Consider the following 26,425-nt stretch of genomic DNA (forward strand, 5'->3'; position numbering starts at 1 on the left):
ACCGGTAAAGTTGGCCAGTACCGACTATTTAGTGGGGTACCCACCCACAGGTAAGTACGTCTGAGGAGGGCGGATGGCGACATCAGCACGGCGGGGCCCCTACTTCTGCGGGATCGACGCGGCGATGGACGTGGTCTCCGGGAAGTGGAAGTCGCTGATCCTCTGGGAGCTGGACAACTACGGGACCCGCCGCTTCGCCGAGCTCCGGCGCGGGCTGCCGGGCGTCAGCGAGAAGATGCTGATCCAGCATCTGCGCGAGATGGAGGAAGACGGGCTCGTGCGTCGTGAGGTGTATCGCGAGGTGCCGCCGAAGGTCGAGTACTCCCTGACCGAGGACGGCCGCTCACTCAACGTCGCCCTGCGCTCCCTGGGACGCTGGGGCACCGAACGCATCGAGCGGATCGGGGCGGAGAAGGTGAACCTGCCGCTCTAGCTCCGCAGGCGTTCCTCGAGGATCGCCGTCATCTCCGTGGAGAGCTTGCCGAGCAGGCGGGTGAGGTCGGCGCGGTCCTGCGGGTCCCAGGCGGCCATGGCGGTCTCGAAGAGTTCGAGGTTGACCCGCAGGCAGACCTGGGCCACGTCGGTTCCCCGCGGAGTCAGCCAGATGCGCCACGCCCGGCCGTCGTCGGGGTCGCGCACGCGTTCCAGCAGGCCCTGCCGTTCGAGCTTGGTGACGGTCCTGGTGACGTGCGGGCTCTCCACGTGCAGGGCCTGCGCGATCGCGCCGACCCGCCGCGGCTCGCCGGAGTCGAGCAGGTGGATCAGGACTTGCGCGTCCGGCTGATCGACCCGCATGCCGGCGACGGTGCCCATCATGTCGTGGGTCTTGGCGCGCTTGAGCGTCGACACGACGCTGCGGAAGGCGGCGACGGTGGAAGCGAGCTCCTGGTCCATCTATTTGCTTACCTAACTTACGTATGTATTATCGTTTCCCAGTTACTTACCTAAGTTACCTAAGGAGCCGTCATGGCGACAGTCGCCGCGACCGCCGAGCGCATGACACCCACCAGGAACCCATGGCCAGGAGTGGTGGTGCTGGCGTTCGCCGCCTCCGTGGCCGCCGTCCAGAACACCGCGGTCGTCCCGTTGCTTCCCATCCTCCAGCGCGAACTGAACGCCTCGTTGACCGCCGTGAGCTGGACGCTCACGATCAGCTTGCTCGTCAGCGCGGTCGCGACACCGCTGTTGTCGCGATTCGGCGACATGTACGGCAAGCGCCGCGTGATCCTCGGCGCGCTGGCCCTGCTCATCATCGGCTCGATCATCGCCGCGGTGGCCACCACGTTGCCCTGGCTGATCGTGGGCCGCGTGCTCCAGGGCTTTGTCGCCGCCCTGGTCCCGCTGGCGATCGGCGTGGTCCGTGACGTACTGCCGCGCAACCAGCTCGCCACCGGCATCGGCGTGCTCAGCGCGACCATGGGGTTCGGCGCGGGCGGCGGCATGCTCCTGGCGGGCCTGGTCGCCGGTGACTACCACATGCTCTTCTGGGTGACGACCGCGCTGTCGGTGATCGGCTCGGTCTTCGTCTTCTTCCTGGTACGCGACACCGCGCCGGCCGGCGGCGGCCGCCCCGACCTGGCCGGCGCCGCACTGATGATCGTCTGGCTGGTGGCGCTCCTGCTGGCGATCAGCCAGGGCGGCACGTGGGGCTGGACCTCGGCGGCGACGCTCGGGGTGTTCGCGCTGGCGGCCGTGGTGGCCGTCGTCTGGGTGCTGGTCGAGCGCCGGGTGGCCGAGCCGCTGGTGCAGATGGCGATGCTGGTCCACCGCGGCACCGTCGGCGCGACCGTGGCCTCGATGCTGCTCGGGTTCGGCTTCTTCATGAGCATGACCGGCATCTCCGGCTTCGTACAGGGACCCGCGCTACGCGCCAGCGTCCTGCAGGTCGGTCTCTACCTGCTGCCCAGCACGCTGTTCATGCTGGTGATCTCGCTGTTCGCGGGCCGGCTCATGCGCCGCTTCGCCGCCGCCTCGCTGGTCGGGACGGGTTCCGCGATCGCCGGCGCGGCGGGTCTGTGGCTCGTCTTCGCGCACACCGGCCCCGCCGACATCCTGGTCGCCACCTCGCTCATGGGCATCGGGCTGGGCGTCAGCTACGCCGCGCTGGGCACGATGGCGGTCGAACACGTCCGGCCCGAGCAGACCGCGGTCGCGGCCGGGATCAACGCGCTGGTCCGCATCGCGGGCGGCAGCACGGCCGGCGCCGTGATCGCCGCCATCCTGGCCTCGCTGCCCGGGGAACACGGCTACCAGTGGGTCTTCGGCGTCGCCGCCGGGGCGGGCGCGCTGGCCGCCGCCTTCGCGTTCGTCTACGGCAGGCTCAACCGCGACCTGTCGCCCACACCGGACCCCGCCTGACCGGCCGCCGGACGTCGAGAGCCGGACGCCCGACGCAGGACGACGAGCGCCGGGCACCGGGCGACGGGCGAGGCGGCGGGAGCGCCGGGTTTTCGTTGGCCGCGACGATGCGCCGCGAGCAAATCCGTGCGATGGCCCGGTGTCCGCGTCAGGCGGGCCCTGGACAGTGTGAACATGATTTCGAAGCCCACCGCGACACCCCGCACGCTCACCCTCACCCGCGCCCGCCTCGCGAGCCCGTTCCCGGACGGCGACGGGCAGCTCATGGACATCGTGCTGCGGGACGACCGGGTCTCCGCCGTCCACCCCACGGGGACCGTTCGGAACGACGGCGCGACCCTCGACCTGGACGGCCGGGTGGTGATGCCCGGCCTGTGGGACCACCATGTGCACTTCGACATGTGGGCCCTGCGCGAGAGCCGCCTGGACGTATCGCCGGCCCGGTCGGCGGCCGAGTGCGCGGCGCTCGTGCGCGCGCGGCTGGCCGACCGGCCGCTGGATCCGGGCGCCACGCTGGTCGGCACCGGGTTCCAGGACGGGACCTGGCCCGACCTGCCCACCGCGGAACTGCTCGACGCCTGCAGCGGACCCGTCCCGGTCGTCCTGATCAGCCACGACATCCACTGCGCCTGGCTCAACACCGAGGCGCTACGGCGGTGGGCGCCGTCCCTGCGCTCGGACGGGCTGGTCCGTGAGCAGGACTGCTACGAGCTCGTGGCCAGGCTCAACGACCTCCCCGCCGAACACCTCGACGCGCTCGTGGCCGAGTCGGTCCGCCGGGCGCACGCGCGCGGAACCGTGGGGATCGTCGAGTTCGAGCGCCGGCCGAACCTGGACAGCTGGGAGCGCCGGGCCCGATCGGGGGTGACGATGCGGGTGGCGTGCGGGGTGTACACCGACCACCTCGACGACGCGATCCGGCGCGGGCTGGCCACCGGCGACGTGCTGCCCGGCACCCGGGGCCTGGTCGAGATGGGATCGTTCAAGATCGTGGTGGACGGTTCGCTGAACACGCGCACCGCGTGGTGCCACGACGCGTTCCCCGGGCTCGACGGGGAGGAGGCCTTCGGCCTGCAGGCGGTGGAGGCAGGCGACCTGCGTGACCTGGTCGGCCGGGCACACGCCGCCGGCATCGCCTCCGCCGTCCACGCGATCGGCGATCGCGCCAACACACTCGCCCTCGACACGTTCGAGACGACCGGCGCCCGCGGGACGATCGAGCACGCGCAACTCCTGAGCACGCGGGATCTGGATCGCTTCGCCCGGCTCGGGGTGGCGGCGAGCGTGCAACCGCGTCACGTCATCGACGACCGGGACGTGGCCGACCGGCACTGGCGGGGGCGTACCGAGCGGGCCTTCCCGCTGGCGTCGCTCCTGTCGGCTGGCGCCCGGGTCCTCTTCGGCTCGGACGCGCCGGTGGCGCCGCTGGATCCGTGGGTCTCGATGGCCTCGGCCGTGTCCCGGGCCGGCCGCGGTCAGCAGCCGTGGCACGCCGAGCAGCGGATCTCCGTCGACCAGGCCCTGCGCGCCTCGACCCGCCACGACCGCTTGGCCCCCGGCGTGCCCGCCGACCTCGTCGTCCTCGCGGCGGACCCCCGCGCCCTCGACGCCGAGGAACTGGCCGCCATGCCCGTCGAGGCCACGGTGGTCGCCGGTGACCTGGTCCACCGGCGCTGGTGATCTTCGGCGAACCGGGCGAACCTCCTGCCCGACCGGCTCGGCGCGCGCGAGGAGGTCGTCAACGGCGTCTGCCGTACGCACGGATCGGCGGCGCAGAGTTCGTCGGGATCACTGACGAAGTGCGGCGATGTGCCGACCTAAGGTATGCCGCACCCCAGACCGGGTTCCAGAACGTGGAGGAGTGGTCCGGCATGATCAGGCCATCGGCAGGCAGCGCGTTGCGCGCCACCTCACAGAAGAGTTTCGGACGGCGTGGCTTCTTGGCCGGGCTCGGCGCGCTGGGCATGGCGCTCGCGGTGCCGGGCTGCGCGAAGGAGGACGGCAAGCCGTCGCCGGCCGGAGCCACCGGCAGCGCCGACAAGGTGGTCGAGCACGCGTACGGCAAGACCACGGTTCCCAAGGACCCGAAGCGGATCGTCGCTCTGGGCCAGACCGACATCGACGTCCTCGTCGCGCTCGGCGTGCCGCCTGTGGCCGTCGGGGTGTTCAGCGGTGACTGGTACTCGCCGCTGCACCCGTGGAACAAGGACGCCTTCCCCAAGAACCCGGACTTTCTCGACTTCGAGGAGTACTCCATCGAGAAGATCCTGGCGCTGAAGCCGGACCTGATCACCGGGGTCATGGGCGGCATGACGAAGAAGGAGTACGACAAGCTCAGCTCGATCTGCCCGGTGGTGGCGCAGCCGAAGGGGTTCACCGACTGGAACGCGCCGCTGGAGCAGCAGACCCAGATGCTCGCGACCGCCCTGGGCCGGGAGGACAAGGGCAGGACGCTGGTGGCCGGCATCACCGACCAGGTGAAGGCGGCCGTCGCGGCCAACCCGGGCTTCGCCGGCCTGACCGTGGCGATCGCCGAGTGCTGGGGGGACACGTTCAAGGTGATCGGTCCCGCCACCCCCCGCTCCAAGTTCTTCACCAACCTCGGCTTCAAGAGCCTGCCCGAACTGGACGCCCTGGTGGGCACCGGCTACAGCGCGGACATCTCCTCCGAGAAGCTCTCCCTGATCGGAGCGGCCGACCTCGTGCTGTGGACGACCGACGGCGGCCAGGTGGAGGCGCTGAAGAAGAACCCGGTCGTCTCCGGGCTGAAGTCCACCAAGGAGGGGCGTTCCCTCTGGTCGACCGGGATGAAGATCGACTCCGCGTTCTGGTCGATGGACTGGGGCACGGTGCTGAGCCTGCCGTACGCCATCGAGCACGTCATCCCGCAGATCAAGGCGGCCATCGACGGGAACACGGGCACCAAGGTCGAGAACTTCTCCTCCTGACGGCCGGACGAGACGACACAGGAGGAACGCATGATCGAGTCCGTCGAGATACGCACCGTGCGGCTGCCGCTCCGCGCGCCGTTCCAGACGTCGAACGGCGTCAGCACCGAGCGCGAGCTCGTCCTGGCCCGGATCGCGGGAGGAGGGGCCGAGGGCTGGGGCGAGTGCGTGGCGGAGCGGGAGCCGACCTACTCCAGCGAGCACAGCCGCGGCGCCGTGGACGTCATGCGTTCGTTCCTGCTGCCTCGCCTGCTCGCGGCGGAGGTGCGCACCGCGGAGGAGGTGGCGCCCGCGCTGCGCGGCGTGGTGGGCCATCCCATGGCGAAGGCGGCGCTGGAGCTGGCGGTCCTCGACCTCGTGCTCCGTCAGCGGGGGGTGTCGCTCGCCCGGTACTTCGGCGCCACCAGGACGAGGATTCCCGCCGGCGTCTCGGTCGGCATCCAGCCGTCGGTCGCGGCGCTGCTGGACGTCGTGGGCGGGTTCGTCGACGAGGGGTACCGGCGGATCAAGCTCAAGATCCAGCCCGGCTGGGACGTGGAGCCGGTCCGGGCGGTCAGGAAGAAGTTCGGCGACGAGCTGCCGCTGCAGGTCGACGCCAACGCCGCCTACGACCTCGCCGACGCCCCGCACCTGCGCCGGCTCGACGAGTTCGGGCTGCTGCTCATCGAGCAGCCCCTGCATCACGACGACCTCTATCAGCACGCGCGACTGGCCGGGATGCTGACGACGCCGCTGTGCCTGGACGAGTCCGTGGTCTCGGCCCGCTCGGCCGCGGCGGCGATCTCGATGGGCGCCGCGAGCATCATCAACGTCAAACCGGGACGCGTCGGCGGCTACCTGGAGGCCAAGCGGATCCACGACCTGGCCCGGGCCCACGGGGTCGCCGTGTGGTGCGGCGGCATGCTGGAGAGCGGCCTCGGCCGGCGGGCCAACATCGCCCTCGCCGCGCTCCCCGGGTTCACCCTCCCGGGCGACACCTCCGCCTCGGACCGCTTCTACACGACCGACCTCACCGCCCCCGTCACGCTTGAGGCGGACGGGCACGTACTGGTCCCCTCCGAACCCGGCATCGGCGCCACGCCCGATCCGGACCTTCTACGCATGTTCACCGTGGACACCTGGAGCTACGAACGATGACCGACAGCACGCTCATACCGAGCCTCGACCAGGTCGCCGACCGGATCGAGGACCTGATGGCCCGGCACCGGCTGCCGTCGATCTCGCTCGCGATCGCCCAGGGCGACCGGGTGGAGGCCCGCGGCTTCGGGATGGCCGACCTCAAGGGGCGGCCGGCGACCGGCGGCACGCCGTACCTGCTGGCCTCGGTCACCAAGCCCGTCGTCGCGACCCTGTGCGTCATGCTCGCCGAGCGCGGGCTCATCGATCTCGACGAGCCACTGGCCGACCGGCTGCCCTGGCTCGACCGGCATCGGCCGGGGCGCGGCGGCCGGCCGACCGCCCGTCAGGCGCTGAACCACACCGCCGGGTTCGGAAGGTACTGGGACTTCGCCTACGACGACGAGCCCCTGGGCATCGAGCGGGCCGTCGACCGGTACGGCGTGCTGATCCACGAGCCGGGCACCCGCTTCGAGTACGCCAACCTGGGATACGGCGTGCTGGAGCCGTGGCTGGTCGCGGCGACCGGCCATCCGCTGGGCGAACTGCTGGAGCGGTATCTGTTCGGGCCGCTGGGGCTGAGTTCCGGCGCCTACGGGCCCGGTGCCGGAGGGGCGGAGGCGGCGGTGCCGTACACGGCCGAGCGGCATGTTCCTTATCCGACGATCACCACCAGCCACCCGGCCGCGAGCATGGCCTGGATGTCGGCGGCCGACCTGGCCAGGTTCGGGCTGACCCACACGTACGGGTCGGCGGTGCTGGCGCCGGGTTCCGCCGCGGCGGTGCGCACTCCGGGCCTGGAGGACGGGGAGCGCTACGGCCTGGGACTGAACGTCCGCCACCCCGACGGCGTCGAGGTGCTGGCGCACGCCGGGGACATGTGCGGGGTGGGCGCGTCGCTGGCCATCCTCCCGGAGTTCGGGGTGAGCGCCGCCGCCGTCGTCAACCAGACCGGATCTTTCGCCCAGACGCGCACGGCCTGCGAGATCCTCCTCGAGACCCTGGTGAGCCACATCGGACCGGAGGAGGACACGACGTCGCCCAAGCCCGTGCCGGCCGGAGAGTGGGCCGGCCAGGTGGCGACCCCCTTTGGCGCGGTACCGCTGCGAGTGGAGGTGGACGGCGACGGCTCGGTGTGGATCGAGGTCGCCGGCTCCGGCCGGGTCCAGGCGCGGGTCGAGGAGGACGAGTCGTACGACGTGATGCTCGCCGCCGAGTTGCAACTGCCCACTCCTGACGCGCTGCGGGCCAGCCCGTGGCTCGAACTCGCCCTCGACGTCGGCGACGACCGCCTGACAGGGGCCGCCAGGGCGGTCAAGCACGGCGAGAGCGGGGACCGGGTGGGCAACTGCCTCACCCACTGGTGCGAACTGGAGCGGGTCCGTTGAGCACCCGGACGCTCCCGGCGCCCGCCGTGGCGCGGGCCGGTCAGCGGCGGCTGACGCTCGGACTCGGGGTCGCGGCCGCCATCCTGCTCCTTCTCATGGCGGCGAGCCTGGCCCTGGGCGCCGAGAACGTGCCGTTCGCCGACGTCTGGCAGTCACTGACCGCGGGCGGCACCGACGCCGACGTCATCGTGCGCGGCGTACGGCTGCCGCGGACGATCCTCGCGGTCCTGGTCGGCGCCGCACTGGCGGTCGCCGGCGCGCTGATGCAGGCGCTGAGCCGCAACCCGCTCGCCGAGCCCGGCCTGCTCGGCGTCAACGCCGGCGCCGCCCTGGGCGTGGTGATCGCGATGGCGCACCTCGGGGTCGCCTCGCTCACCGGCTACGTCTGGTTCGCCCTCATCGGAGCCAGCATCGCGACGGTCGCGGTCTACACCCTCGGCTCCGCGGGCACGGCGGGAGCCAGCCCGGCCCGGCTCGCCCTGGCCGGCGCGGCCATCACCGCGGCGCTCACCGGAGTGATCTCCGCGATCGTCCTGCTGTCCTCGACGGTGTTCAACGGGTTCCGGGCCTGGAGCGTCGGAACGTTGTCCGGCCGCACGGCTCCGGTGGTGATCCAGGTGGCGCCGTTCATCGTGGTCGGAATCGTGCTGACGCTGTTCCTGGTCTCCTCGCTCAACGCGCTGGCCCTCGGCGAGGACGCGGCGAAGGGGCTGGGGGCCAACGTGGGGCGTACCCGCCTGCTGGGAGTCGTCGCGACGACGCTGCTGTGCGGCGCCGCCACGGCGGCGGCCGGGCCGATCTCGTTCGTCGGCCTGGTCGTGCCGCACATGGTCCGCACCTTCACCGGCCCCGACCATCGCTGGCTGCTGCCCTACTGCCTGCTCGCCGGGCCGATCCTCATGGTGGCCGCCGACCTGGCCGGGCGCCTGATCGCCCGGCCGGGCGAGCTGCCCACGGCACTGGTCACCGCCATCGTCGGCGCGCCCGTGTTCGTCTACCTGATCCGCCGGCGCCGGATGGCCGGGCTGTGAGCGCGGTGAAGACGGCCCGCCGGGCGCAGGCGGCGCCGCACACGGCCGCGCGGCTGTCCTGGCGCGGATGGTCGGTCCTGTGGCGTCCGCGCGCCGTGCTGGCGAGCGCCGCGGTCGTGCTGGCCGCCCTCGGCTTCGCCCTGGTGCAGCTGGGCGTCGGCGACTACCCGATGTCCCCGGGCGAGGTCCTGGCGACGCTGACCGGCAACCGGGGCGCCGCCCAGGAGTTCGTGATCTTCGATCTCCGGCTTCCCCGGCTGCTCACCGCCGGGCTGGTCGGACTCGCGCTGGGCGCCAGCGGCGCGATCTTCCAGTCGGTGACCCGCAACCCCCTGGGCAGCCCCGAGATCATGGGCTTCACCATGGGCGCCTCGGCGGGCGCCGTGGCCATGGTCCTCGTCTTCGGCGGCCAGGAAGGCTCCGGCATGGCCGGCGCCCTCATCGGCGGCTTCGCCACCGCCGCCACCGTCTACGGGCTCGCCCATCGCCGCGGCATCCAGGGGTTCCGCCTGATCCTGGTCGGTGTCGCCGCCACCGCGCTGCTCGACAGCCTCATCTCCTACCTCCTTCTGCGTGCCCGGCTGCAGGACGCGGAGAGCGCGTACACCTGGCTGGTGGGCAGCCTCAACGGGGCCGACTGGCAGCAGGTCCAGATCATCGGGCTGACCGTCTGCCTGATGATCGTCCCGGTGCTCGCGATCGGGAGCCAGATGCGCCTCCTGGAGATGGGCGACGATCTCGCGCAGGGGCTCGGCGTCCGCGTCAAGCCGACCCGGATGCGGTTGCTGGTGATCGGGACGGTGCTGTGCGCGGGAGCCGTCGCGACCGCGGGGCCGATCGCGTTCGTCGCGCTGGCCGCACCGCAGATCATGCGCCGCCTGACCGGCGGCTCGGTGTCCATCGTGCCCGCGGCCCTGATGGGGGCCCTGATCCTGATCGTCAGCGACCTCGCCGCCCAGCGCGTCTGGCCGGACTCCCAGATGCCGGTCGGCATCCCGACCCTTTGTATCGGCGGTACCTACCTGGCCTGGCTGCTGTACCAGCAGAGCCGTGCCTCCCGCCTCTGACCTGGAGTGCCCATGAAGATAGAGAACGCGCCCGACGCGCTCCACGGCAACCGCCTGCGCGCGCACAACCTTTCTCTGCGGTACGGCGAGCGGGTCGTCGCCGAGAACCTGTCGATCGACATCCCCGACGGCTCGCTCACGATGATCGTCGGCCCGAACGCCTGCGGGAAGTCCACCCTGTTGCGCGCGCTCGCGCGGCTCCTGCAACCCGAGCGCGGCAGCGTCGTACTCGACGGGGAGGACATCGCGAAGTACCCGTCGAAGGAGGTCGCGCGCCGGCTCGGCCTCCTCCCGCAGACCTCGATCGCCCCCGACGGCATCACCGTGGCCGACCTCGTGGCCCGCGGCCGCTTCCCGCACCAGAAGTTCCTGCGCCAGTGGTCGGCCGACGACGACGTGGCCGTGGCCGGCGCGCTCGAACGGACGAACACCGGCGATCTCGCGACCCGCTACGTCGACGAGCTCTCCGGCGGGCAGCGCCAGCGCGTGTGGCTGGCCATGGCACTCGCCCAGGAGACTCCGCTGCTGCTGCTCGACGAGCCGACGACCTACCTCGACATCACCCACCAGGTCGAGGTGCTGGACCTCTGCGCCGAACTGCAGGAGAGCGGGGAGCGCACGATCGTGGTCGTGCTGCACGAACTCAACCTCGCCGCCCGGTACGCCACCCACCTGATCGCCATGCGCGACGGGTCGGTGGTGGCCAGCGGGTCGCCCAAGGACATCGTCACCCCGGAGCTGATCGAGAAGGTCTACCAGCTTCCCTGCTCGATCATCGACGACCCCGAGACCGGAACGCCGCTGGTCATCCCGGCGGCCCGTACCAGGACCACCGCACCGTGTACGTGAACCCCGACTTCAAGGCCGGCACCGGGCAGGCCCACGACCTGATGGAACGCTGGCCGTTCGCGGTCGTCATCGCGCTCGACCCGGACGTGCTGCTGTCGTTCGTGCCGGTGGAGCTCCGCCGCGACCAGGGCCGGCACGGGACCCTGGTCGGGCACGTCTCGGCCGCCGACCCCGTGGCCGGCGCGCTCCGCCAGGGCACCGCCCTGCGCGTCGCCTTCACCGGGCCCGTCGCCTACGTGAGCCCGGCGTGGTACGCCGAGCGGGGCCTGCCGACCTACAACTTCGGCGCGGTCGAGGCGGCGGGAACCGCCCGGCCGCTCGACGATCCGAAGCTGGTCAAGCGGCACCTGATGGCGCTGGGCGCCGCGCACGAAGGGGCGCGTACCGACGGGCTGGACAGGTGGCGGCCCGACGGCTGGGCGCGGCACCGCACCGAGGAGCTCCTGGGAGAGCTGCAGGCGTTCGAGATGCCGATCGATCGGCTGGAGGTGAAGCTGAAGATCGGTCAGAACCGCTCGCCGGGCGACCGGCTGGGCACCATCGCCGGTCTGGAGGCGTCACACCATGTCGAGGCGGCGGCCTTGATGCGGGCACGCTACGGATGCCCGCACTGACCGGCCGGTGGGTCGGGCGCACGAACCGGCCGGGCCGCTCTCGTCGTTTCCACCGAGATCCGCGCTGGTGGACGTGCTTACCATGGGCGGACCACTCCGGGAACGACAGGCAGGTGAACAGTGGGAACCACCCCGAATCCCATCGAGGACGGACGCTCCTCCCACGGTGAGACCGCTGGTCGCGGACCGACCCTGGGCAGGGTCCTGCAGCACTTGGGACCGATGCTGCTCGCCACGCTCGCGGGCACGCCTCGCTACCTGGCGCCCGTCGGCGGCGTCGTCGTCCACGACGCGGACGACCCGCCGCCGATCCCCGTGGGGGCGATCGTGCTCGGCGTCGGCGTCACGGCGCCGGACGAGGTCCGCTCGCTGGTCCGGCTGGCCTGCCTGCACGCCGCCGCCGCGGTGCTCATCCGGCAGCCGCGCGAACGCGGGCTCGCCGTCGACGACCTGCTTCCCGACGAGGGGATGGTCGTGCTCGGCCTGCCGGCGGGAGTGTCCTGGCAGCAGGTGATCGCGGTGCTCGGGACGGCTCTGCAGTCGCCCCCGCACCCGAAGGTCCGCGACCTGGGCGGGCGCGAGGTCGGCGATCTCTTCGGTATGGCCGGCGCCATCAGCGATCTCATCGGCGCCCACGTCACCATCGAGGACCGCAACTCCGTGGTGCTGGCCTACTCCGACCACCAGGGGGAGACCGACCCGATCCGCGTCGAGGTGATCCTGGGACGCCGGACACCCGAGCCCTACTGGGTCTTCGACGAGGAGCGCGGGGCGCTGCGCGCGATCCGCGAGTCCGTGCGCCCGGTGTTCCTGCCGCCACTCGACCTCCCCGACGGCCGCGTCACCCGGGGCCGGGTCGCGGTCGCCGTCCGCGCCGGTGACGAGATCCTGGGCTCGATCTGGGGCGTCGTCGATAAGCCGCTCACCACCGAGAAGGACGACCTGCTGCTCGACGCCTCCCGGCTCGTGGCCCTGCACATGCTCCAGCTGCGGGCCGGCGCCGACGGAGCCAGGCGGCTGCGGACCGACCTCGTGGCCACCGCCCTGACCGGCGGCCCCGAGGCCCGTTCCGCGCTGGACCGGCTGCGCCTGGCCGGGCATTCCCTGATCGTCGTCGCGCTGACGCTGAACGAGCCGGCCGACGGCGCGTACACCGCGGCCGCCGCACACGTCACCAAGCTGCAGCGGCTGGCGGTCTCGTTCCAGGTCCACCTGGCGGGGACCTGGGCCGACACGGCCGTGGCGCTTCTCGACGACACCGTCTACGCGCTCGTGCCGTCCCGGCGCGAGGACACCGAGGTCAGCCTGGAACTCACCTGCCGGAGCTTCATCGGACGGGGCGCCGAGGGCGCCGTCGTGGGCATCGGCAGAGTCGTGCACGAGGCCGCCGAGCTGGAGCTGTCACGGGCGGACGCGGACCGTGCGCTGCGGGTGCTGGGACGGCGCCCGCCCGAGCCGTCGTCGGCGCCCTGGGCCGACCGGGTGGCCCGCGCGTGCGACATCGAGGTGGAGGCGCTCATGATGGAGCTGCGCGACCTCGCCGCGAGTTCGAAACGCGGGCCGTTCGGCGCCTACGCGCGGCTGCTCGCCTACGACGAGACCCGGGACTCGACGTTCATGGTGGAGACGTTGCGCGCCTGGCTGGACGCCCACGGCGACGTGATGGCCGCCTCCGCGGCGACGCACGTCCACCAGAACACCTTCCGGTACCGGCTCAAGCGGATGTCGGAGATCGGGGAGTTCTCGCTCGACGACCCGGCGGCGAGGTTCACGCTGCAGCTCCAGCTGCATCTCTACCCGCCGGAGCCCGCCACCGGACGCTCCAGCAGGTAGCAGCCGTCCCGGCGGACGTCGACGACCGCCCAGCCGTCGGAGAGCGCCCACGTCATGGCCTTGCGCAGGCCGGCGCGCCACGCGCTGGCGGCGGCCGGGTTCGTGTGCCGCAGCGTCTCGATGTCCGCCGGGATCTGCAGCGCCAGCAGCTCGGCCCCCGAGCCGGGACTGTCCAGGAGCGGATGGTCGCCGTCCTGGCGGAGCAGGTAGTGCGGCTCTCTGTCCAGGCCGGCAGAAGGCCGCGGGTACGGGCGCAGCAGGTTCCAGTTGGCCAGCGCCCGGTCCGAGTCGTCGTGACCGTTGAGCGTGTCGCCCATGTCGCCGTAGAAGTTCTCGAAGTAACGGTCGATGCGCGCGCCCAGGCGGTGCACGTTCAGGTAGGCGTTGCGGGCCACGAGGGGGTCGAAGGTCCAGGTGATGTTCGTGGCTCCCACGCTCAGCGCCCAGTGGCGCTGGTGCAGCTTCAGGGCGTTGCCCGCCCCGCGCCCGCGCAGCTCGGGCAGGACACCGGCGAGATGACTGTGCAACGTACGCGCCCGCGGCGGCCCGAAGAAGCCGGCCGCGGCGCCCACCACCCGGTCACCGGCCCGCACCACGGCGACGTAGTTGCCGCTGTGGGCGAGAGCGATCAACGCGCCGGGGATCAGCAGGCTGTTCTCCCGCTGGTTCCAGACCCGATCGAAGAGCCGGCTCGCGGCCTCGCAGTCGGCCTGGGAGGAGGCCAGACCGATCGTCACTCCGGCACGCCCGGCGGCGTCGGCCGCGAGCGAGGCCGCACTGAGCAGCCAGCCGTCCGCAACCTTGTTGTCATTCGTCATCACGCTTCTGCTCCACCTCACGCCTTGTCACGGACCGGGCCATCCTGACCGGCGGGACATGGGCAGCGGCACAGACCGGCTCACAAATTCCGCCGGGCTCCTTGGGTGATCCAGACGAACAGGCGTTCATGAACCGGCTTTGCCGAAGTGGCAAAGGGATTTGCGGCGATCCCCACCGAGGCCGCAAGCTGACGGCGTCAAAGAACGGAGAACGCATGTCGAGGCTCACACACCGGCTGGTTTCGTCCCCGGCGGGCAGGACGCATCTCGTGGAGCAGGGTGCCGGACCGCTGGTGCTTCTGGTGCACGGGTTCCCGGAGTTCTGGTACTCCTGGCGCCACCAGCTGCCGGTCCTGGCCGCGGCCGGATACCGTGCCGTGGCCGTTGACGTCCGCGGTTACGGGCGCTCCGCCAAACCGGCGGAGGTGTCCGCGTACCGGATGCTCGAACTGGTCGAGGACAACGTCGCCGTCGTGGAGGCGCTCGGCGCCGACAGCGCGGTGATCGTCGGGCACGACTGGGGCGCGACCATCGCCGCGACCTCCGCGCTCACCCGGCCGGACGTCTTCAGCGCGCTCGCCCTGCTGAGCGTTCCCTATACGCCGCCCGGTGGTCCGCGGCCCAGCGAGGTCTTCGCCGGCATGGGCGGCGACGACGAGTTCTACGTGTCCTACTTCCAGGAGCCCGGCAGGGCCGAAGCCGAGATCGAACCGGACGTCCGCGGCTGGCTGGCGGGCTTCTACGCCGCCTTGTCCGCCGGCACCATGCCCGCGCCCGGCGCCCCGGACCCGCACTTCGTCAGCCGCGGCGGGAGGTTGCGCGACCGGTTCCCGGCCGGGCGGCTGCCCGCCTGGCTCGGTGAGGACGACCTCGACCTGTACGCCGCGGAGTTCGAGCGGACCGGCCTGACCGGGGCGCTCAACCGCTACCGCAACATGGACCGGGACTGGGAGGACCTCGCCGCCCATTCCGGCCGGCCCATCACCCAGCCGTCCCTGTTCCTGGGCGGGGCCCAGGACGCCTCCACCACCTGGCTGACCGAGGCGATCCAGGCCTACCCCGCCACGCTGCCCGGCCTGATGGGCTCGCACATCCTCGACGGGTGCGGCCACTGGATTCAGCAGGAGCGCGGGGACGAGGTCAACCGGATCCTCACCGGCTGGCTCGCGGCCCTCCCCACCTGATCACCTCTGGTCACCCATCGTCTCCGCCAGGCGGTCGATCTCGGCGGCCAGGCGCTCGCGCACGCCGGTCATGGCGGCGATGCGCGCGTCCAGCGCTCCGAGCCGCTCGGAGTAGGTCAGGATCAGCGACAGGCAGTCCTTGGGCGGATCGGGTTCGCCGGTGCCCAGGCAGTGCACGAACCGCAGCACGTCCTCCGAGCTCAGCCCGGCGTGCAGCAGGCGGGCGATGTCGCGCACGAGCGGGACGGCGCCGTCGTCGTACCTCCGGTAGCCGTTGTGATCGCGCTCCGCGCTGATCAGGCCCTGCTCCTCGTAGTAGCGCAGCGCCCGGGTGGACACACCCGCGCAACGCGCCACCTCGCCGATCCGCATCACCGGTCCACCCTTCTTCCGCCGGACGTGAACGCCCTCCAGAACAACGCCAGCGACACCAGCACGCATCCCGCGGCGGTCGCGGGCACGGCAAGCGGGCCGAACGTCTCCAGAGCCAGGCCGCCGATCCCGCCGGCCAGGGAGAATCCGAGGAACATGGCGCTGTTGTTGAGCGCGATCAGCTCGTTGGCGGCACCCGGGCCGTCGGCCCGCTCCAGCAGCCAGGCCTGGGTGGCCGGTGCGATTCCCCAGGTGGCGAGGCCGTACAGGATCACGAGCGACGTGACGACGGGGAGGGGGTACGGCCCGCCGGCGAGCCCCAGGACGGCCATGAGCAGAGGCGCGGCGAACACGCCGAGCAGGAGGATCATCAGCGCGCGCAGGGCCCCCAGCGCGTCGACCAGGCGGCCGCCCGCGAACGCGCCGACGATCCCGGCCAGGCCCACGGCGGTGATGAGCGGGGCGACGGCGGCGCCGCGGATGCCGCCGATCCGGCCGACGATCTCGGTGATGTAGACGTAGGACATCATGCCGCCGGCGCCGCTGGGGATCATCGCCAGGAGCGCCGCGGCGGTGCCGGGACGGCGTAGCGGCGCCAGCCGGTCCTTGAGACGGGACGCTCCCGTGCCCGGCAGCGCGGGCAGGGACAGCAGCAGTCCGAGCCCGGCGAGCAGGGCGATCGCGGCGACGTAGACCATCGTGGCCCGCCAGCCCAGCTCGCCGCCGATCCAGGTGCCGACCGGTACCCCGGCCACCAGCGAGGTCGTCAGCCCGGCCCCGACGACCGCGAGGAAGCGCCCCTGCCGGCCCTCGGGGGCGGCCGTGGCGGCGACGGCGAAGGCGGCGGGAGAGGCGGTGGCGGCGGCCAGTCCGGAGACGATCCGCGCCACCATCAGCAGGCCGTACGTGGGGGCGACGGCGGCGGCGAGGTTGGCCAGGACGAACACGGCGGCGGCCCCGGCGAGCACCGGCCGCCGCGGCAGCCGGGAGGTCAGGAGGGCGGCGACCGGCGCGCCCAGCGCGTAGGTCAGCGCGAACACCGTGACGAGCTGGCCGCTCATCGCGACCGACACGTCCAGGTCGCGGGCGATGTCCGGGAGGACGCCGGCGATGATCAGGTCGTCGGTGCCGAAGGAGAAGGCGAGGAGGAAAAGGCTCAGCAGCCACAACGGCAGCCGCGGGCCGCTCCCTTGCGTATTCATGCGGCGACGCTAGGACCTTCACGCCGGCGTCAAGGTCAAGGGGAAACGCGCGCACCGATGAGTCTGCGACGCTGCCGGGGTCAGTACCGGCGACCTGCCGACCATACGCGGAGGACATCATGGCGCTCGACCTCTTTGCCGGGATACCCGTCACCGATTACGCCGCGGCGCTGCCGTGGTACGAGCGGTTCTTCGGTGCGGGGCCGTCGTTCCTGCCGAACGAGATCGAGGCGGTGTGGGAGGTGGCCGAGCACCGGTACGTCTACATCGTGCAGGACCCGAAGCGGGCGGGGAACGCCCTGGTGTTCTCCTACGTCGAGGACCTGGACGAGCGGGTCGCCGCGCTCGCCGGGCGGGGCATCGAGCCGGCGGACCGCGAGACGTTCGACGGCGGCGTGGTCAAGGTGATCTACCGGGACCCGGAGGGCAACGAGATCAGCTACGGCGGCGGCCCCGGAGCCTGACGCCGGGAGACGATCGGTTCCGAGGGCGGCCCGGCCCGCGCCGGGCCGCCCTCGGCGGCGGGTCAGCCGACCGCGTACGCGCGCAGGATGGTTTGCGTCACGGTGTCACCGGCGCTGTCGGTCACGGTCGCGCGCAGGGAGACGAACCCCGGCGTGCCCGGGTTCGTCAGCACGGCGCGCCAGTCCCGGCCGGCGCGGCCGACCGGGACGGGACGCCAGTTCGCGCCGTCGTCGACGGACATCTCCAGCCGGACCGACGTCACCGCCGCCCGCGCCGAGCCGGGATTGCGCTCGATCCGCAGCGGCAGCCGGGTCACGCTGCCCGGCTTGGCGCGGTTGGACGCGTCCAGCCCCTCGGGGCTGTAGCGGACCGCCATGAGCGGCAGCGGCCGCTCCCCGGTCGTGGTCGCGGAGCGGAACGACCACACCGACTCCACCCCGGTGGACAGCGCGGAGTGCGGAACCTCCCTGCGCATCGACGCGGTCAGCGTGTAGCGGCCGGCCCCGGCGGGCAGGTCCGCGCGCAGCTCGCAGCCTTGCGGCCGGTAGACGTCGCAGTTCGCGAGGTCGGCCCTGGCCAGCACCTGGCCGCCCTTGGCGAGCGTGGCGACGCCGGTGGCGGCGAGGTCGGTGCCCGTTCTGTCCCTGCCGCCGTCGGCGAACATCCCCAGCGCGGAGAAACTCAGGCCGTCCCCGGTACGGCTGCCGCCCGGCGACAGGAACGACGGCCCGGTGGCCGCCGCGTTCCACACCTCACGGGTGTGCCCGCGCTTCATGAGCTTCCCGCCGTCGAACATGATCGACGTGCCGGCCTCCAGCCCGCTGTCGTAGGTCAGCCCGGGTGAGCGGTAGTGGGTGAGCGTGCCGGGCAGGGCGATCTCGCCGACCGGCGCGTCCAGCCCGATGCCGTGCAGCCCGACCAGGGGTGTGCCGGTGGCCTCCACCGCGGCGGCGCGGTAGGTGGTGGTGACCTTGGCCAGATCCCGTTGCCTGGCGTGATACGCGGGATCCTCGGGCAGGCCGCCGGTACGACGGTCCACCAGCGTGTAGACGTCCTTGCTGAGCCAGGTGGTCGTCAGGCTGTAGACCAGGCCGGGCGACGGGGCCGGCACGACGAAGACCTCGGAGTTGAGGTCCGTGCCGCCCATGAATCCCCAGCTGCTCCACTTGCCGTGCTCCAGCCCGAGACCGAAGACGGGCTGGAGCCGGGCGCTCGGATCGTCGAGGGTGGCCTTCACCCCCTTGCCCCGGCGCGCGTCCACGGTGACCCGCTGGTCGCCGCCGTCCACCTTCAGCGGGCTGTCGGCGACCGTCATCGCCATCTTGCCCTCGATCCGCTGCCAGATGAACGTGTACAGATTCCAGTCGCCTTCGGGCAGCCGGATCTTGGCCACGCCGTCCCGGAAGGCGGGCACATGGACGGCCCCGGTCCTGGCGTCGTAGATCTCGCTGGAGAACGGGTCGGTGGGCAGGCCCTGCCTGCCGATGGCGGTGATGGTCACGTCGTAGGACTCCGGCTCGACGTACGCGCCGGCCAGGGTGCGGATCACCGTCTCGCCCGACCTGGCGGTCACCGTTCCCGGGTAGTCGCCCGCGGCCTTTCCATCGGCGTCGATGGTGAGCGTGACCGACGCCTCGCCCCTGGCCGGGACCGTGATCTGGCCGGGCGGCGGCTTCAGCACCTCGCCGTCCGCCGACAGGTCGAGGGTGAGCGGGCTGTCGCCGGAGTTGGCATAGGTGATCGTCCTGGTCGCCGTCCGGCCGCCGGTGCCGTCCCAGGGGAAGCTCGCCCACAGGTTCGCCTGCCGGGGTACGACCTGCTGCCGCAGCGCGCGTACCAGATCGATCGTCCCCGCTCCCTGCTGGTAGAGCGTCGCGCCGGGGACGGCGGCGGCGCTGCCGGTCAGCGCGGCCTTGAGCTGCGCGCCCGTCCACTCCGGATGGCGCTGGGCCAGGATCGCCGCCGCGCCCGCCACGTGCGGGGTGGCCATCGACGTGCCGCTCATCGCCCGGTGGCCGCCCCCGGGAGCGGCGGCCGTGATGTCCACGCCCGGCGCGGTCACGTCGGGTTTGATCGCGTGGTCGTTCACACGTGGTCCGGGGCTGGAGAAGTCGGCCATCCGGCCCTGCCTGTCCACCGCGCCCACGGTGAGGGCCGCTTCGGCGCTGCCCGGACTGGACACCTTGCCATGCGGCCCCGCGTTCCCCGACGCGGCGACGAACAGCGTGCCGGTCCGCTCCGACAGCGTGTCGACCGCCTGCTCCACCGGATCCAGCTCCGGGCCGTCGGGAGCGCCGAAGCTCATGTTGACGACCTTGGCCTTGACCTCGACCGCCGCCCACTCCATACCGGCGAGGATGGCCGAGTCGGTCGGTCCCGCGGGCCCGCCCACCTTCCCCATGGCCAGGCTCGCCTCGGGCGCCACGCCCCGGTACTTCTCGCCCCTGCCGAGCACGATCGAGGAGACGTGGGTGCCGTGGCCAAGGTTGTCGCGCATGTCGGGTTCGTCGCTGAAGTTCCGCTCCTGCACCACCGCGCCCTTGAAGGCCGGGTGCTCGGCGTCGTAGCCGGAGTCGAGGACCGCGACGGTGACGCCCTTGCCCGTCATGCCCTGCTGCCACGCTTGGGGCGCGCCGATCTGCTTGACGCTCTCGTCCAGCGTGAACGGCCTGCGGCCGTCCAGCCACACTTTGGTACGGCCCGCCGCCAGCGTGCGAGACGCGGTGAGCCGCCGCCAGGCCTGGGCGGCATCCGCCTTGGGCACCCGCGCCGCGGTCATGCCCAGGCCGGGCAGCCGCCGTACCTCCAGGGAGCCCAGGGGCGCGGTGAGGCCCTGCTCGATGACGGGGATGTCGGGGGTGTCGGCGTCGCCGTACCGCCAGGCCAGGAGCTGGGTGATGTCGAACAGCCGCCGGTCCAGCACGCCCTGGGCGACCAGCGGCATGGCGTCGGACGGGATCACGTACAGGTGGCCCCCGCGCACCTGCTTCACGAAGCCGACCTGCCTGCCGGGCCCCGGCTCCACGCGATGCCCCTGCCCGGCGAGTACGACGCGGTCGCCGGTGATCAGGGTCACCGCGTTCGCCCGCGGGGCCGGCGCCTCCGCCGCCGCGGCCGGGGTCGAGCCGATCGTCGCCGCCAGGAGGGCGGCCAGCACTGATCTGCCTAACGTCTTCATGACTGGGTCAATGTCCGGAGAGATCCATTTGTTACACCCTGACTTTCGGCAGGGGTGGCGGTTGACGAACGGCGGATGATCCGCCCGGCCCTGCGTTGCCAGACTCGCCCTCCATGAACACAGACTTTCCCGGGCGGTGGATCGGCGGGGTGACGCTCGTCCTGGGGCCGGTGGTCCTGTGCGCCGGACTGCTGCTGCGCCACCTCGCCACGGTCTCCGCCCTCACCCCTCAACAGCGGGAATGGGCCGAGACACAGCCGTTCGCCGCCTATGGCCAGCTGCTGGCGTACACCGTCGAACCCGCCCTGTTCGCCCTCGCCTACGCGGTCTTCGCGCTGGGGGCGCTGCTGCTCCTGCCCGCCTTCGTCGCCCTGGCCCAGCGGGTGGGCGGCGGCCTCGCCTTCTGGGGCGCCACGCTGCTGGCCGCCGGCCTCTTCGCCCGCCTGTACTTCGCCGGCGCCGACCAGACCGCCTTCCAGCTCACCGAGGTCATCGGGCTGGACCAGGCCACGAGCGCGATCATGAAGGAGTACGTGGACATCTCCTACGGGCCGTGGCTGGTGCCGGTCTGGGCCTCGGTCGGCCAGTACGCGGGCTCGCTCCTGCTGGCCGTCGCCGCCTGGCGTTCCGGGCTCCTCGGTACGGCCCGCGCGGTGATGCTGCTCCTGGCCGGAGGCACCTGGATGGGCGTGCTGAAGAGCGCCTCGATCCCCGACGTGCTGGTCGCCGGCCTGCTCTGCGTGGCCCTGGTCCCGCTGGGCGTACGGATCCTGGCCGACCGGCCGCTCACCCCACCGGGGCGGTCGAAGGTGCTGAGCTGGTGACCGGGGTCAGCGCTGCTTGATCAGGCCGTTCAGCAGGTCCGTGACCTGGACGGAACCCGGCTCGCTCGCGGGGGCCGGTGTGTGCGACCTGGCCCGGCCGTCCAGGCGCGCGCACCGCTTCCTCGCGTTCTTCATGGTGACCGTCTTGCCGGCCTTCTTGGCCTTCGCCACCAGCCTGGCCGGGTCACAGGCGGCCGTCACCGTCCCGTGCGCCTCGGCGGGCGCGGGCAGTGCGGGCAGCACGCCGATGGCGGCACCGACCAGCCCGATGGACGTCAACCGTGCCGCCGCCCGCATGAAAGTCATGCCTTCTCCCTTGGTGTTGTCCGGGGTGGTACCGATCTGGCGACCACCGCCCACAACCCAAACCCAGATACCGCCCAGTCAACGCCGCGTTTGATACGAACCAGGCCAAACGCCGACCCTTCACTGACCGTCAGCGGCCGGCCGCGTAGCCCTGGGCGCCGCGGGGGTTGGCCGCCGCGCGGAGGAACGTGCCGTCGCGGGACACCGCGCTGAGCCTGCCGAGCGACCACCCGTCGCGGGTTTCCACCTCGTGACCGCGGCGGCGCAGCTCCGCCACGACGCCGGGGCCGATCCTGTCCTCGACGTGCATGACGCCGGGGCGGGACGCGCGCGGGTAGAAGGAGCTGGGGAAGTGTTCCGTGTGGAACATCGGGGCGTCGACGGCCTCCTGCAGGTTCAGCCCGCCGCCGTGGACGAGGGCGAGGAAGAAGTTCACGCTCCACTGGTCCTGCTGGTCGCCGCCCGGGGTGCCGAAGGCCATCCAGGGCTTGCCGTCGCGCAGGGCGAACGACGGGGACAGGGTGGTACGGGGGCGGATGCCGGGACGCAGGGAGTTGGGCAGGCCCTCCTGGAGCCAGAACATCTGCGCGCGCGTGCCCAGGCAGAAGCCCAGGGACGGAATCGTGGGAGAGCTCTGCAGCCAGCCGCCGCTCGGGGTGGCGGAGACCATGTTGCCGTAGCGGTCGACGACGTCCACGTGGCAGGTGTCCCCGCGTACCCGGCCGTCGGCGCCGACCGTCGGCTCGCCCACGCCGCGGGCGCTCAACAGGCCTTCGGGGGCCGGGTAGTCGGGGAGTCGCGGCTTGCGGCCGCCGGGGGAGCCCGGGCGCAGGTCGAAGGAGGCCTCCGTGCCGACGAGGCCGCGGCGCTCGGCGTTGTAGGCGTCGCTGAGCAGGTCGCGCATGGGGACGTCCGGCGTGTCGCCGTACCAGGCCTCGCGGTCGGCGAAGGCCAGCTTGGCGCACTCGATCACCGTGTGGACGTAGTCGGCGCTCAGGTGACCCATCGCGGTCAGGTCGTAGCCGGACAGCAACGCGAGCTGCTGGAGGAACGCCGGACCCTGACCCCACGGCCCCGTCTTGCACACCGTGTGGCCGTGATAGTCGAACCTCAGCGGCTCCTCCACGGTCGCCGACCATGAGGCGAGGTCGTCGCCGGTGAGCAACCCGCCGTGTACCTCGCCCGAGCTGTCACGCCACGCGGTCGTGGCGCTGAACTCGGCGATCGCCTCGGCGACGAAGCCGCGGTACCAGGCGTCGCGGGCATTGGCGATCTGCGCCTCCCTGGTGCTGCCGACGGCCTCGGCGACGATGCGGCGATAGGTGGCGGCGAGCACGGGGTTCGTCAGCCGTGACCCGGGCACGGGCGCCTTCCCGCCGGGCAGCCACGTCGCCGCGGAGGTCGGCCAGTCGCCGGTGAACAACCGCTCGACCGTCTCGATGGTGGCCGAGATGCGGTCCAGAACCGGTACGCCGTGCTCGGCGTAGTGGATCGCGGGTTCGAGCACCTCGGCGACCGACCAGGTGCCCCAGCGCTCCAGCATGAGCATCCAGCCGCCGAACGCCCCGGGCACCGTGGCGGCGAGCAAGCCGGTGCCCGGCATGACCTCGACGCCGAGGCCGGTGAGGCGGTCGATGGTCGCCGAGCAGGGAGCGACGCCCTGGCCGCAGACGACGGACACCTTCCGCGCGGACTCGTCCCAGAGCAGGATCGGCACCTCGCCGGCCGGCCCGTTCAGGTGTGGTTCCGCCACCTGCAGGACGAATCCGGCCGCGACCGCCGCGTCGAACGCGTTGCCGCCGCCTTCGAGCACGCTCATGCCTGTCGCGGAGGCCAGCCAGTGGGTGCTGGCGACCATTCCGAAATTTCCCGCCAGTTCGGGCCGGGTGGTGAACACACTGGATCCTTTCGGCTGCGGCGGATCGATGGGGGTTCGTCGAGCCCGCGTCATTGTAGGCGGACGCCTTAAGCGTTATGGTCATCTCATCTGAGAACAGTATCTCATTTGAGAATGGAGTAGCCATCGTGTTCATTCATGCGGCGACGGACAGCGTGTTCATCGCTCCGGGCTGGGACCGGGTGCCGGCGGAGGAGACCCGCCGGCTGGGGGAGGTGCCGGCCGCCGACGTCGGCGACGCGCTGCAGCGGATGACCGTCATGGACGGCGGCATCCGGCTGTTCACCGAGCGCGCCGCGCTCCTCGGGAACGCCCTGCCGGTGGACGTGCGCTCGGGTGACAACCTGGCCATCCACCGGGCGCTCGACGAGGCCAGGCCGGGCGACGTCCTGGTCGTCAACGGGCACGGGGACATGACCCGAGCGCTGATCGGCGGCCTCATCGGCGAGATCATGGTCAACGCCGGGGTCGTCGGCGCGGTGGTCGACGGCGCCGTACGCGACGTCCAGACGCTGTCGGAGATGGGCCTGCCCGTGTACGCGCGGGCGATCACCCCCGCAGGACCGTTCAAGAACGGCCCCGGCGCCATCGGAGCCCCGGTGGCGGTCGGCGGCGTGGTGGTGGCGGCGGGCGACGTGCTCGTCGGTGACGCCGACGGCGTCGTCGTCGTCCCTCGGGACCGGGTGAAGGGGGTCGTGGCCGCGATCGACGGGATCGTCGAGAGGGAGGCGGCGCTCCGGCAGCGCATCCTCGCCGTGCGTACGGCGGCGGCCCGGTGACCGCCTTCCGGATGGAGGAACTGCGCCGCCTCTCGCGGCGTCCGGCCCTGGCCCCGGCCCCGCCGGGAGCCGTCTCCCTCGCCATGGGCGAACCGGACTTCCCGACACCTGCGCCGGTGGTCGAGGCGGCCGTGGCCGCCCTGCGCGAGGGGTACACCCATTACGCCGACCAGAAAGGCCTGCGGGAACTGCGCGCCGCGCTCGCCTCCGGGCTGCCGGCGCGTCCCGGCCGGACCTGGACCGCCGACGACGTCGTGATCACCCACGGCGCCACCGCCGCGCTGGCCGCCGTCGTGCTCGCGACGGTCGGCCCCGGCGACCGCGTGGTCATCCCGGAGCCCGCCTACTCGCTCTACGCCGACCTGGTCGTCCTCGCCGGAGGCACCGTGGACTTCGTTCCACTCGCCCCCGACCTGCACTGGGACCTCGACGCGCTGGCCGCCGCGCTTCCCGGGGCCACGATGATGATCTTCTCGAACCCCTCGAACCCGACCGGCATCGTGCACGGCGAGCGGGAGCTCAAGGCGCTCGGGGAACTCCTCGACGGCTCCGACGTCCTGGTCGTCAGCGATGAGGCCTACCACCGGCTGGTCTATCCGGGGCATGTGTTCACCTCCGCGCTGGAGATCGAATCGTTGCGGGACCGGACGGTCTACGTGCAGACGTTCTCCAAGACGTACGCGATGACCGGCTGGCGGGTGGGGTACCTGGCCGGGCCGCGCGAGGTGGTCGACGCGGCGGCCCACATGCACCGGACCTGCGACGGCTCGTTGAACACGGCGGTCCAGTACGCGGCCCTCGCCGCCCTCGATCTGCCGGACGGCGTGGTCGAGGCCATGGTCGGCACGTACCGGCGGCGCCGCGAGCTCGTGGTCGCGCACCTGTCCGGCATCCCCGGCCTGCACCTGGCTCCGCCCGAGGGGGCGTTCTACGGGTTCCTCCGCTACGACGCCGGCCTGCCGTCCGAGGTGGTCGCCCGCGAGCTCGCCGAGCGGAAGGTGATGGTCCGGGCCGGCGCCGAGTACGGGCCTTCGGGCGAGGGGCACGTACGGATCTCGTTCGCCGCCTCCGAGGACGACCTGCGGACCGGGCTGGCCCGCATCGTCGATCACCTGGGCGGTGCGAGATCCTGACGCGCCCGGTCCGCGCGGGTCCGCGCGGTCGAACGCCCGCCACCCGGACGGGATATCCTTCGCCTGCACTTCGATGAGGGCGGAGGAGGCCTGTGACCGATCAGCGGGACGCCCCACGTGGGGAGGGCAAACTGCGTAGCGACACCCGCCGCAACCGCCGGCGCCTCCTCGAGGCCGTCGGGGAACTCGCCAGGGAAGCGCCCGACCAGCTCACCATGCAGGCCGTCGCGTCCCGAGCGGAGATCGGCCCGGCCACCGCCTACCGCTACTACTCCACCGTGGACGACGTGCTCGCGGCCTATGTGCTCAGCGTCGTCGAGGAACTCCGCGACTTCACCGCGGCCTCGACCGCGGAAGGGCAGCCGCTGTTCGACTCCGTGGTGGACAAATGGGTGGATTTGCTCGCCGAGCACGGCCCGGCGCTGGTGCAGATCCGATCGCGGCGGGGCTACCTGGAGCGGCTCCACGACGGGAACGAGATCATCACCGCCCTGCGTGACGCCTGGGCCGAGCCGGTGCGCGGGCTGCTCGCCGACATCGGCCTCCCGGACGACATAATCGAGTACGCCCTGTTCCTTAACAACATGATGTACGACCCGCGGGAAATCCAGGATCTGCTGCAGCAGACGGACCTGTCCCGCCGGGAGGTCATCACCCGGCTGACCGAGGCCTATCGCGGCGCGTTGCGCGGGTGGGCGCGCGCGGGCTGATCCGCCACGCGGGCATCGTGTTGCCCGGCTTCTTACCTGGCCGCCGTTGGCGGCACCACACTGGGCCGCCGTTGGCGGCAACGCAGTTGGCCGCTGGTGAAGGCGCTGCACTTGGCCGTCGTTGACGGCGCCGCCGTACCAGCGGGTCGGTGTCGGCGAGCGCGCTGATCGCGACCGTGGGCGCCGCCACCGTGCCGCCCGTCACCGACGGGCGGCGAGTGCGGCGTCACGTCACCCAGAACCGCTGCGGTGTCCGCCGCGCCATGCGCGCATCATGAAGTCGGGCAGCTCTAATCGTGTGATGCGGGCCTCCCTAAACAAGCAGTGAAGTGATACGCTCATCTCAAATCAGA

At 72.1% G+C, this 26,425-nt stretch carries 25 protein-coding genes; 18 read left to right on the forward strand and 7 right to left on the reverse strand.

The genetic code is table 11. The features are described from left to right. Nucleotides 1-73 precede the first annotated feature (73 nt). Nucleotides 74-433, forward strand: coding sequence for a winged helix-turn-helix transcriptional regulator (locus tag ACFWYW_RS16950; protein ID WP_379610264.1), 360 nt, complete (start codon nucleotides 74-76; stop codon nucleotides 431-433). Here the strand turns inward: ACFWYW_RS16950 and ACFWYW_RS16955 are convergent. Beyond that, nucleotides 430-894, reverse strand: a complete 465-nt coding sequence (locus ACFWYW_RS16955) for a MarR family winged helix-turn-helix transcriptional regulator (protein ID WP_379610262.1) — start codon at nucleotides 892-894, stop codon at nucleotides 430-432. The genes ACFWYW_RS16950 and ACFWYW_RS16955 overlap by 4 nt on opposite strands. 72 nt (nucleotides 895-966) lie before the next feature. Between ACFWYW_RS16955 and ACFWYW_RS16960 the strand changes: the two genes are divergently transcribed. The 10 genes from ACFWYW_RS16960 (at nucleotide 967) to ACFWYW_RS17005 (ending at nucleotide 13,204) form a co-directional block, all read left to right on the forward strand. Beyond that, entirely contained in the window at nucleotides 967-2,358 is a 1,392-nt protein-coding gene (locus ACFWYW_RS16960) for an MFS transporter (protein ID WP_379610260.1), read from the forward strand. 174 nt (nucleotides 2,359-2,532) lie between these two features. After that, nucleotides 2,533-4,038 (forward strand): amidohydrolase, encoded by a 1,506-nt coding sequence (locus tag ACFWYW_RS16965; protein ID WP_379610259.1) that lies wholly within the window; start codon nucleotides 2,533-2,535, stop codon nucleotides 4,036-4,038. Nucleotides 4,039-4,229: 191 nt separating this feature from the next. Then, nucleotides 4,230-5,306 carry an ABC transporter substrate-binding protein gene (locus tag ACFWYW_RS16970; RefSeq protein ID WP_379610258.1) on the forward strand — a complete coding sequence of 359 codons (1,077 nt, stop codon included), beginning with the start codon at nucleotides 4,230-4,232 and terminating at the stop codon, nucleotides 5,304-5,306. Between the two features lie 30 nt (nucleotides 5,307-5,336). Next, nucleotides 5,337-6,443: an o-succinylbenzoate synthase gene (menC, locus tag ACFWYW_RS16975; RefSeq protein ID WP_379610257.1), complete on the forward strand. Its 1,107-nt coding sequence runs from the start codon at nucleotides 5,337-5,339 to the stop codon at nucleotides 6,441-6,443. Beyond that, a complete protein-coding gene (locus tag ACFWYW_RS16980) occupies nucleotides 6,440-7,810 on the forward strand; it encodes a serine hydrolase domain-containing protein (RefSeq protein WP_379610255.1) in 1,371 nt (456 codons plus the stop codon). The genes menC and ACFWYW_RS16980 overlap by 4 nt, the downstream gene beginning before the upstream one ends. Beyond that, nucleotides 7,807-8,841, forward strand: a complete 1,035-nt coding sequence (locus ACFWYW_RS16985; RefSeq protein WP_379610254.1) for a FecCD family ABC transporter permease — start codon at nucleotides 7,807-7,809, stop codon at nucleotides 8,839-8,841. The genes ACFWYW_RS16980 and ACFWYW_RS16985 overlap by 4 nt, the downstream gene beginning before the upstream one ends. Continuing rightward, the gene (locus ACFWYW_RS16990; RefSeq protein WP_379610252.1) at nucleotides 8,838-9,908 is read left to right on the forward strand and encodes a FecCD family ABC transporter permease; all 1,071 of its coding nucleotides are present in this window, start codon (nucleotides 8,838-8,840) and stop codon (nucleotides 9,906-9,908) included. Before ACFWYW_RS16985 ends, ACFWYW_RS16990 begins: the two co-directional genes overlap by 4 nt. Before the next feature lie 12 nt (nucleotides 9,909-9,920). Then, a complete protein-coding gene (locus tag ACFWYW_RS16995; protein WP_379610250.1) occupies nucleotides 9,921-10,757 on the forward strand; it encodes an ABC transporter ATP-binding protein in 837 nt (278 codons plus the stop codon). Then, the gene (locus ACFWYW_RS17000; protein ID WP_379610249.1) at nucleotides 10,748-11,371 is read left to right on the forward strand and encodes an FMN-binding negative transcriptional regulator; all 624 of its coding nucleotides are present in this window, start codon (nucleotides 10,748-10,750) and stop codon (nucleotides 11,369-11,371) included. The genes ACFWYW_RS16995 and ACFWYW_RS17000 overlap by 10 nt, the downstream gene beginning before the upstream one ends. A 222-nt stretch (nucleotides 11,372-11,593) precedes the next feature. Next, a complete protein-coding gene (locus ACFWYW_RS17005; RefSeq protein WP_379610248.1) occupies nucleotides 11,594-13,204 on the forward strand; it encodes a PucR family transcriptional regulator in 1,611 nt (536 codons plus the stop codon). On the opposite strand, the gene ACFWYW_RS17010 is transcribed toward ACFWYW_RS17005, so the two are convergent. Then, nucleotides 13,165-14,022, reverse strand: a complete 858-nt coding sequence (locus ACFWYW_RS17010) for a GNAT family N-acetyltransferase (protein WP_379610461.1) — start codon at nucleotides 14,020-14,022, stop codon at nucleotides 13,165-13,167. The genes ACFWYW_RS17005 and ACFWYW_RS17010 overlap by 40 nt on opposite strands. A gap of 215 nt (nucleotides 14,023-14,237) precedes the next feature. On the opposite strand from ACFWYW_RS17010, the gene ACFWYW_RS17015 reads away from it, so the two are divergent. Then, nucleotides 14,238-15,206 (forward strand): alpha/beta hydrolase, encoded by a 969-nt coding sequence (locus tag ACFWYW_RS17015; RefSeq protein ID WP_379610247.1) that lies wholly within the window; start codon nucleotides 14,238-14,240, stop codon nucleotides 15,204-15,206. Here ACFWYW_RS17015 and ACFWYW_RS17020 read toward each other — a convergent pair whose 3' ends face one another. After that, on the reverse strand, nucleotides 15,207-15,578 hold the full coding sequence (locus ACFWYW_RS17020) for a MerR family DNA-binding transcriptional regulator (protein WP_379610246.1): 372 nt from the start codon (nucleotides 15,576-15,578) through the stop codon (nucleotides 15,207-15,209). Further along, entirely contained in the window at nucleotides 15,578-16,780 is a 1,203-nt protein-coding gene (locus ACFWYW_RS17025; RefSeq protein WP_379610245.1) for an MFS transporter, read from the reverse strand. Before ACFWYW_RS17025 ends, ACFWYW_RS17020 begins: the two co-directional genes overlap by 1 nt. Nucleotides 16,781-16,899: 119 nt before the next feature. Here ACFWYW_RS17025 and ACFWYW_RS17030 point away from each other — a divergent pair, with 119 nt between their 5' ends. Further along, a complete protein-coding gene (locus ACFWYW_RS17030; RefSeq protein WP_379610244.1) occupies nucleotides 16,900-17,244 on the forward strand; it encodes a VOC family protein in 345 nt (114 codons plus the stop codon). A gap of 62 nt (nucleotides 17,245-17,306) precedes the next feature. On the opposite strand, the gene ACFWYW_RS17035 is transcribed toward ACFWYW_RS17030, so the two are convergent. Beyond that, complete coding sequence (locus ACFWYW_RS17035) at nucleotides 17,307-20,423, reverse strand: S8 family serine peptidase (protein WP_379610243.1); 3,117 nt, start codon at nucleotides 20,421-20,423, stop codon at nucleotides 17,307-17,309. Between the two features lie 113 nt (nucleotides 20,424-20,536). Here ACFWYW_RS17035 and ACFWYW_RS17040 point away from each other — a divergent pair, with 113 nt between their 5' ends. Beyond that, the gene (locus ACFWYW_RS17040) at nucleotides 20,537-21,247 is read left to right on the forward strand and encodes a hypothetical protein (RefSeq protein ID WP_379610242.1); all 711 of its coding nucleotides are present in this window, start codon (nucleotides 20,537-20,539) and stop codon (nucleotides 21,245-21,247) included. 6 nt (nucleotides 21,248-21,253) lie between these two features. Here the strand turns inward: ACFWYW_RS17040 and ACFWYW_RS17045 are convergent, their stop codons facing one another. After that, a complete protein-coding gene (locus tag ACFWYW_RS17045) occupies nucleotides 21,254-21,553 on the reverse strand; it encodes a hypothetical protein (RefSeq protein WP_379610241.1) in 300 nt (99 codons plus the stop codon). Between the two features lie 130 nt (nucleotides 21,554-21,683). Continuing rightward, nucleotides 21,684-23,504, reverse strand: a complete 1,821-nt coding sequence (locus ACFWYW_RS17050; protein WP_379610240.1) for a gamma-glutamyltransferase family protein — start codon at nucleotides 23,502-23,504, stop codon at nucleotides 21,684-21,686. 74 nt (nucleotides 23,505-23,578) lie between these two features. Between ACFWYW_RS17050 and ACFWYW_RS17055 the strand changes: the two genes are divergently transcribed. The 4 genes from ACFWYW_RS17055 to ACFWYW_RS17070 all read left to right on the forward strand — a co-directional run bounded on the left by ACFWYW_RS17055 (nucleotide 23,579) and on the right by ACFWYW_RS17070 (nucleotide 26,350). Next, on the forward strand, nucleotides 23,579-24,229 hold the full coding sequence (locus ACFWYW_RS17055; RefSeq protein WP_379610239.1) for a methyltransferase: 651 nt from the start codon (nucleotides 23,579-23,581) through the stop codon (nucleotides 24,227-24,229). Next, nucleotides 24,226-25,362, forward strand: coding sequence for a pyridoxal phosphate-dependent aminotransferase (locus ACFWYW_RS17060; RefSeq protein WP_379610238.1), 1,137 nt, complete (start codon nucleotides 24,226-24,228; stop codon nucleotides 25,360-25,362). The genes ACFWYW_RS17055 and ACFWYW_RS17060 overlap by 4 nt, the downstream gene beginning before the upstream one ends. Nucleotides 25,363-25,454: 92 nt before the next feature. After that, nucleotides 25,455-26,072 carry a TetR/AcrR family transcriptional regulator gene (locus tag ACFWYW_RS17065; protein WP_379610237.1) on the forward strand — a complete coding sequence of 206 codons (618 nt, stop codon included), beginning with the start codon at nucleotides 25,455-25,457 and terminating at the stop codon, nucleotides 26,070-26,072. 149 nt (nucleotides 26,073-26,221) lie between these two features. Continuing rightward, nucleotides 26,222-26,350, forward strand: a complete 129-nt coding sequence (locus tag ACFWYW_RS17070) for a hypothetical protein (RefSeq protein WP_379610236.1) — start codon at nucleotides 26,222-26,224, stop codon at nucleotides 26,348-26,350. Nucleotides 26,351-26,425 lie beyond the last annotated feature (75 nt).

The organism is Nonomuraea sp. NPDC059023, from assembly GCF_042740095.1.
GTDB lineage: Bacteria > Actinomycetota > Actinomycetes > Streptosporangiales > Streptosporangiaceae > Nonomuraea.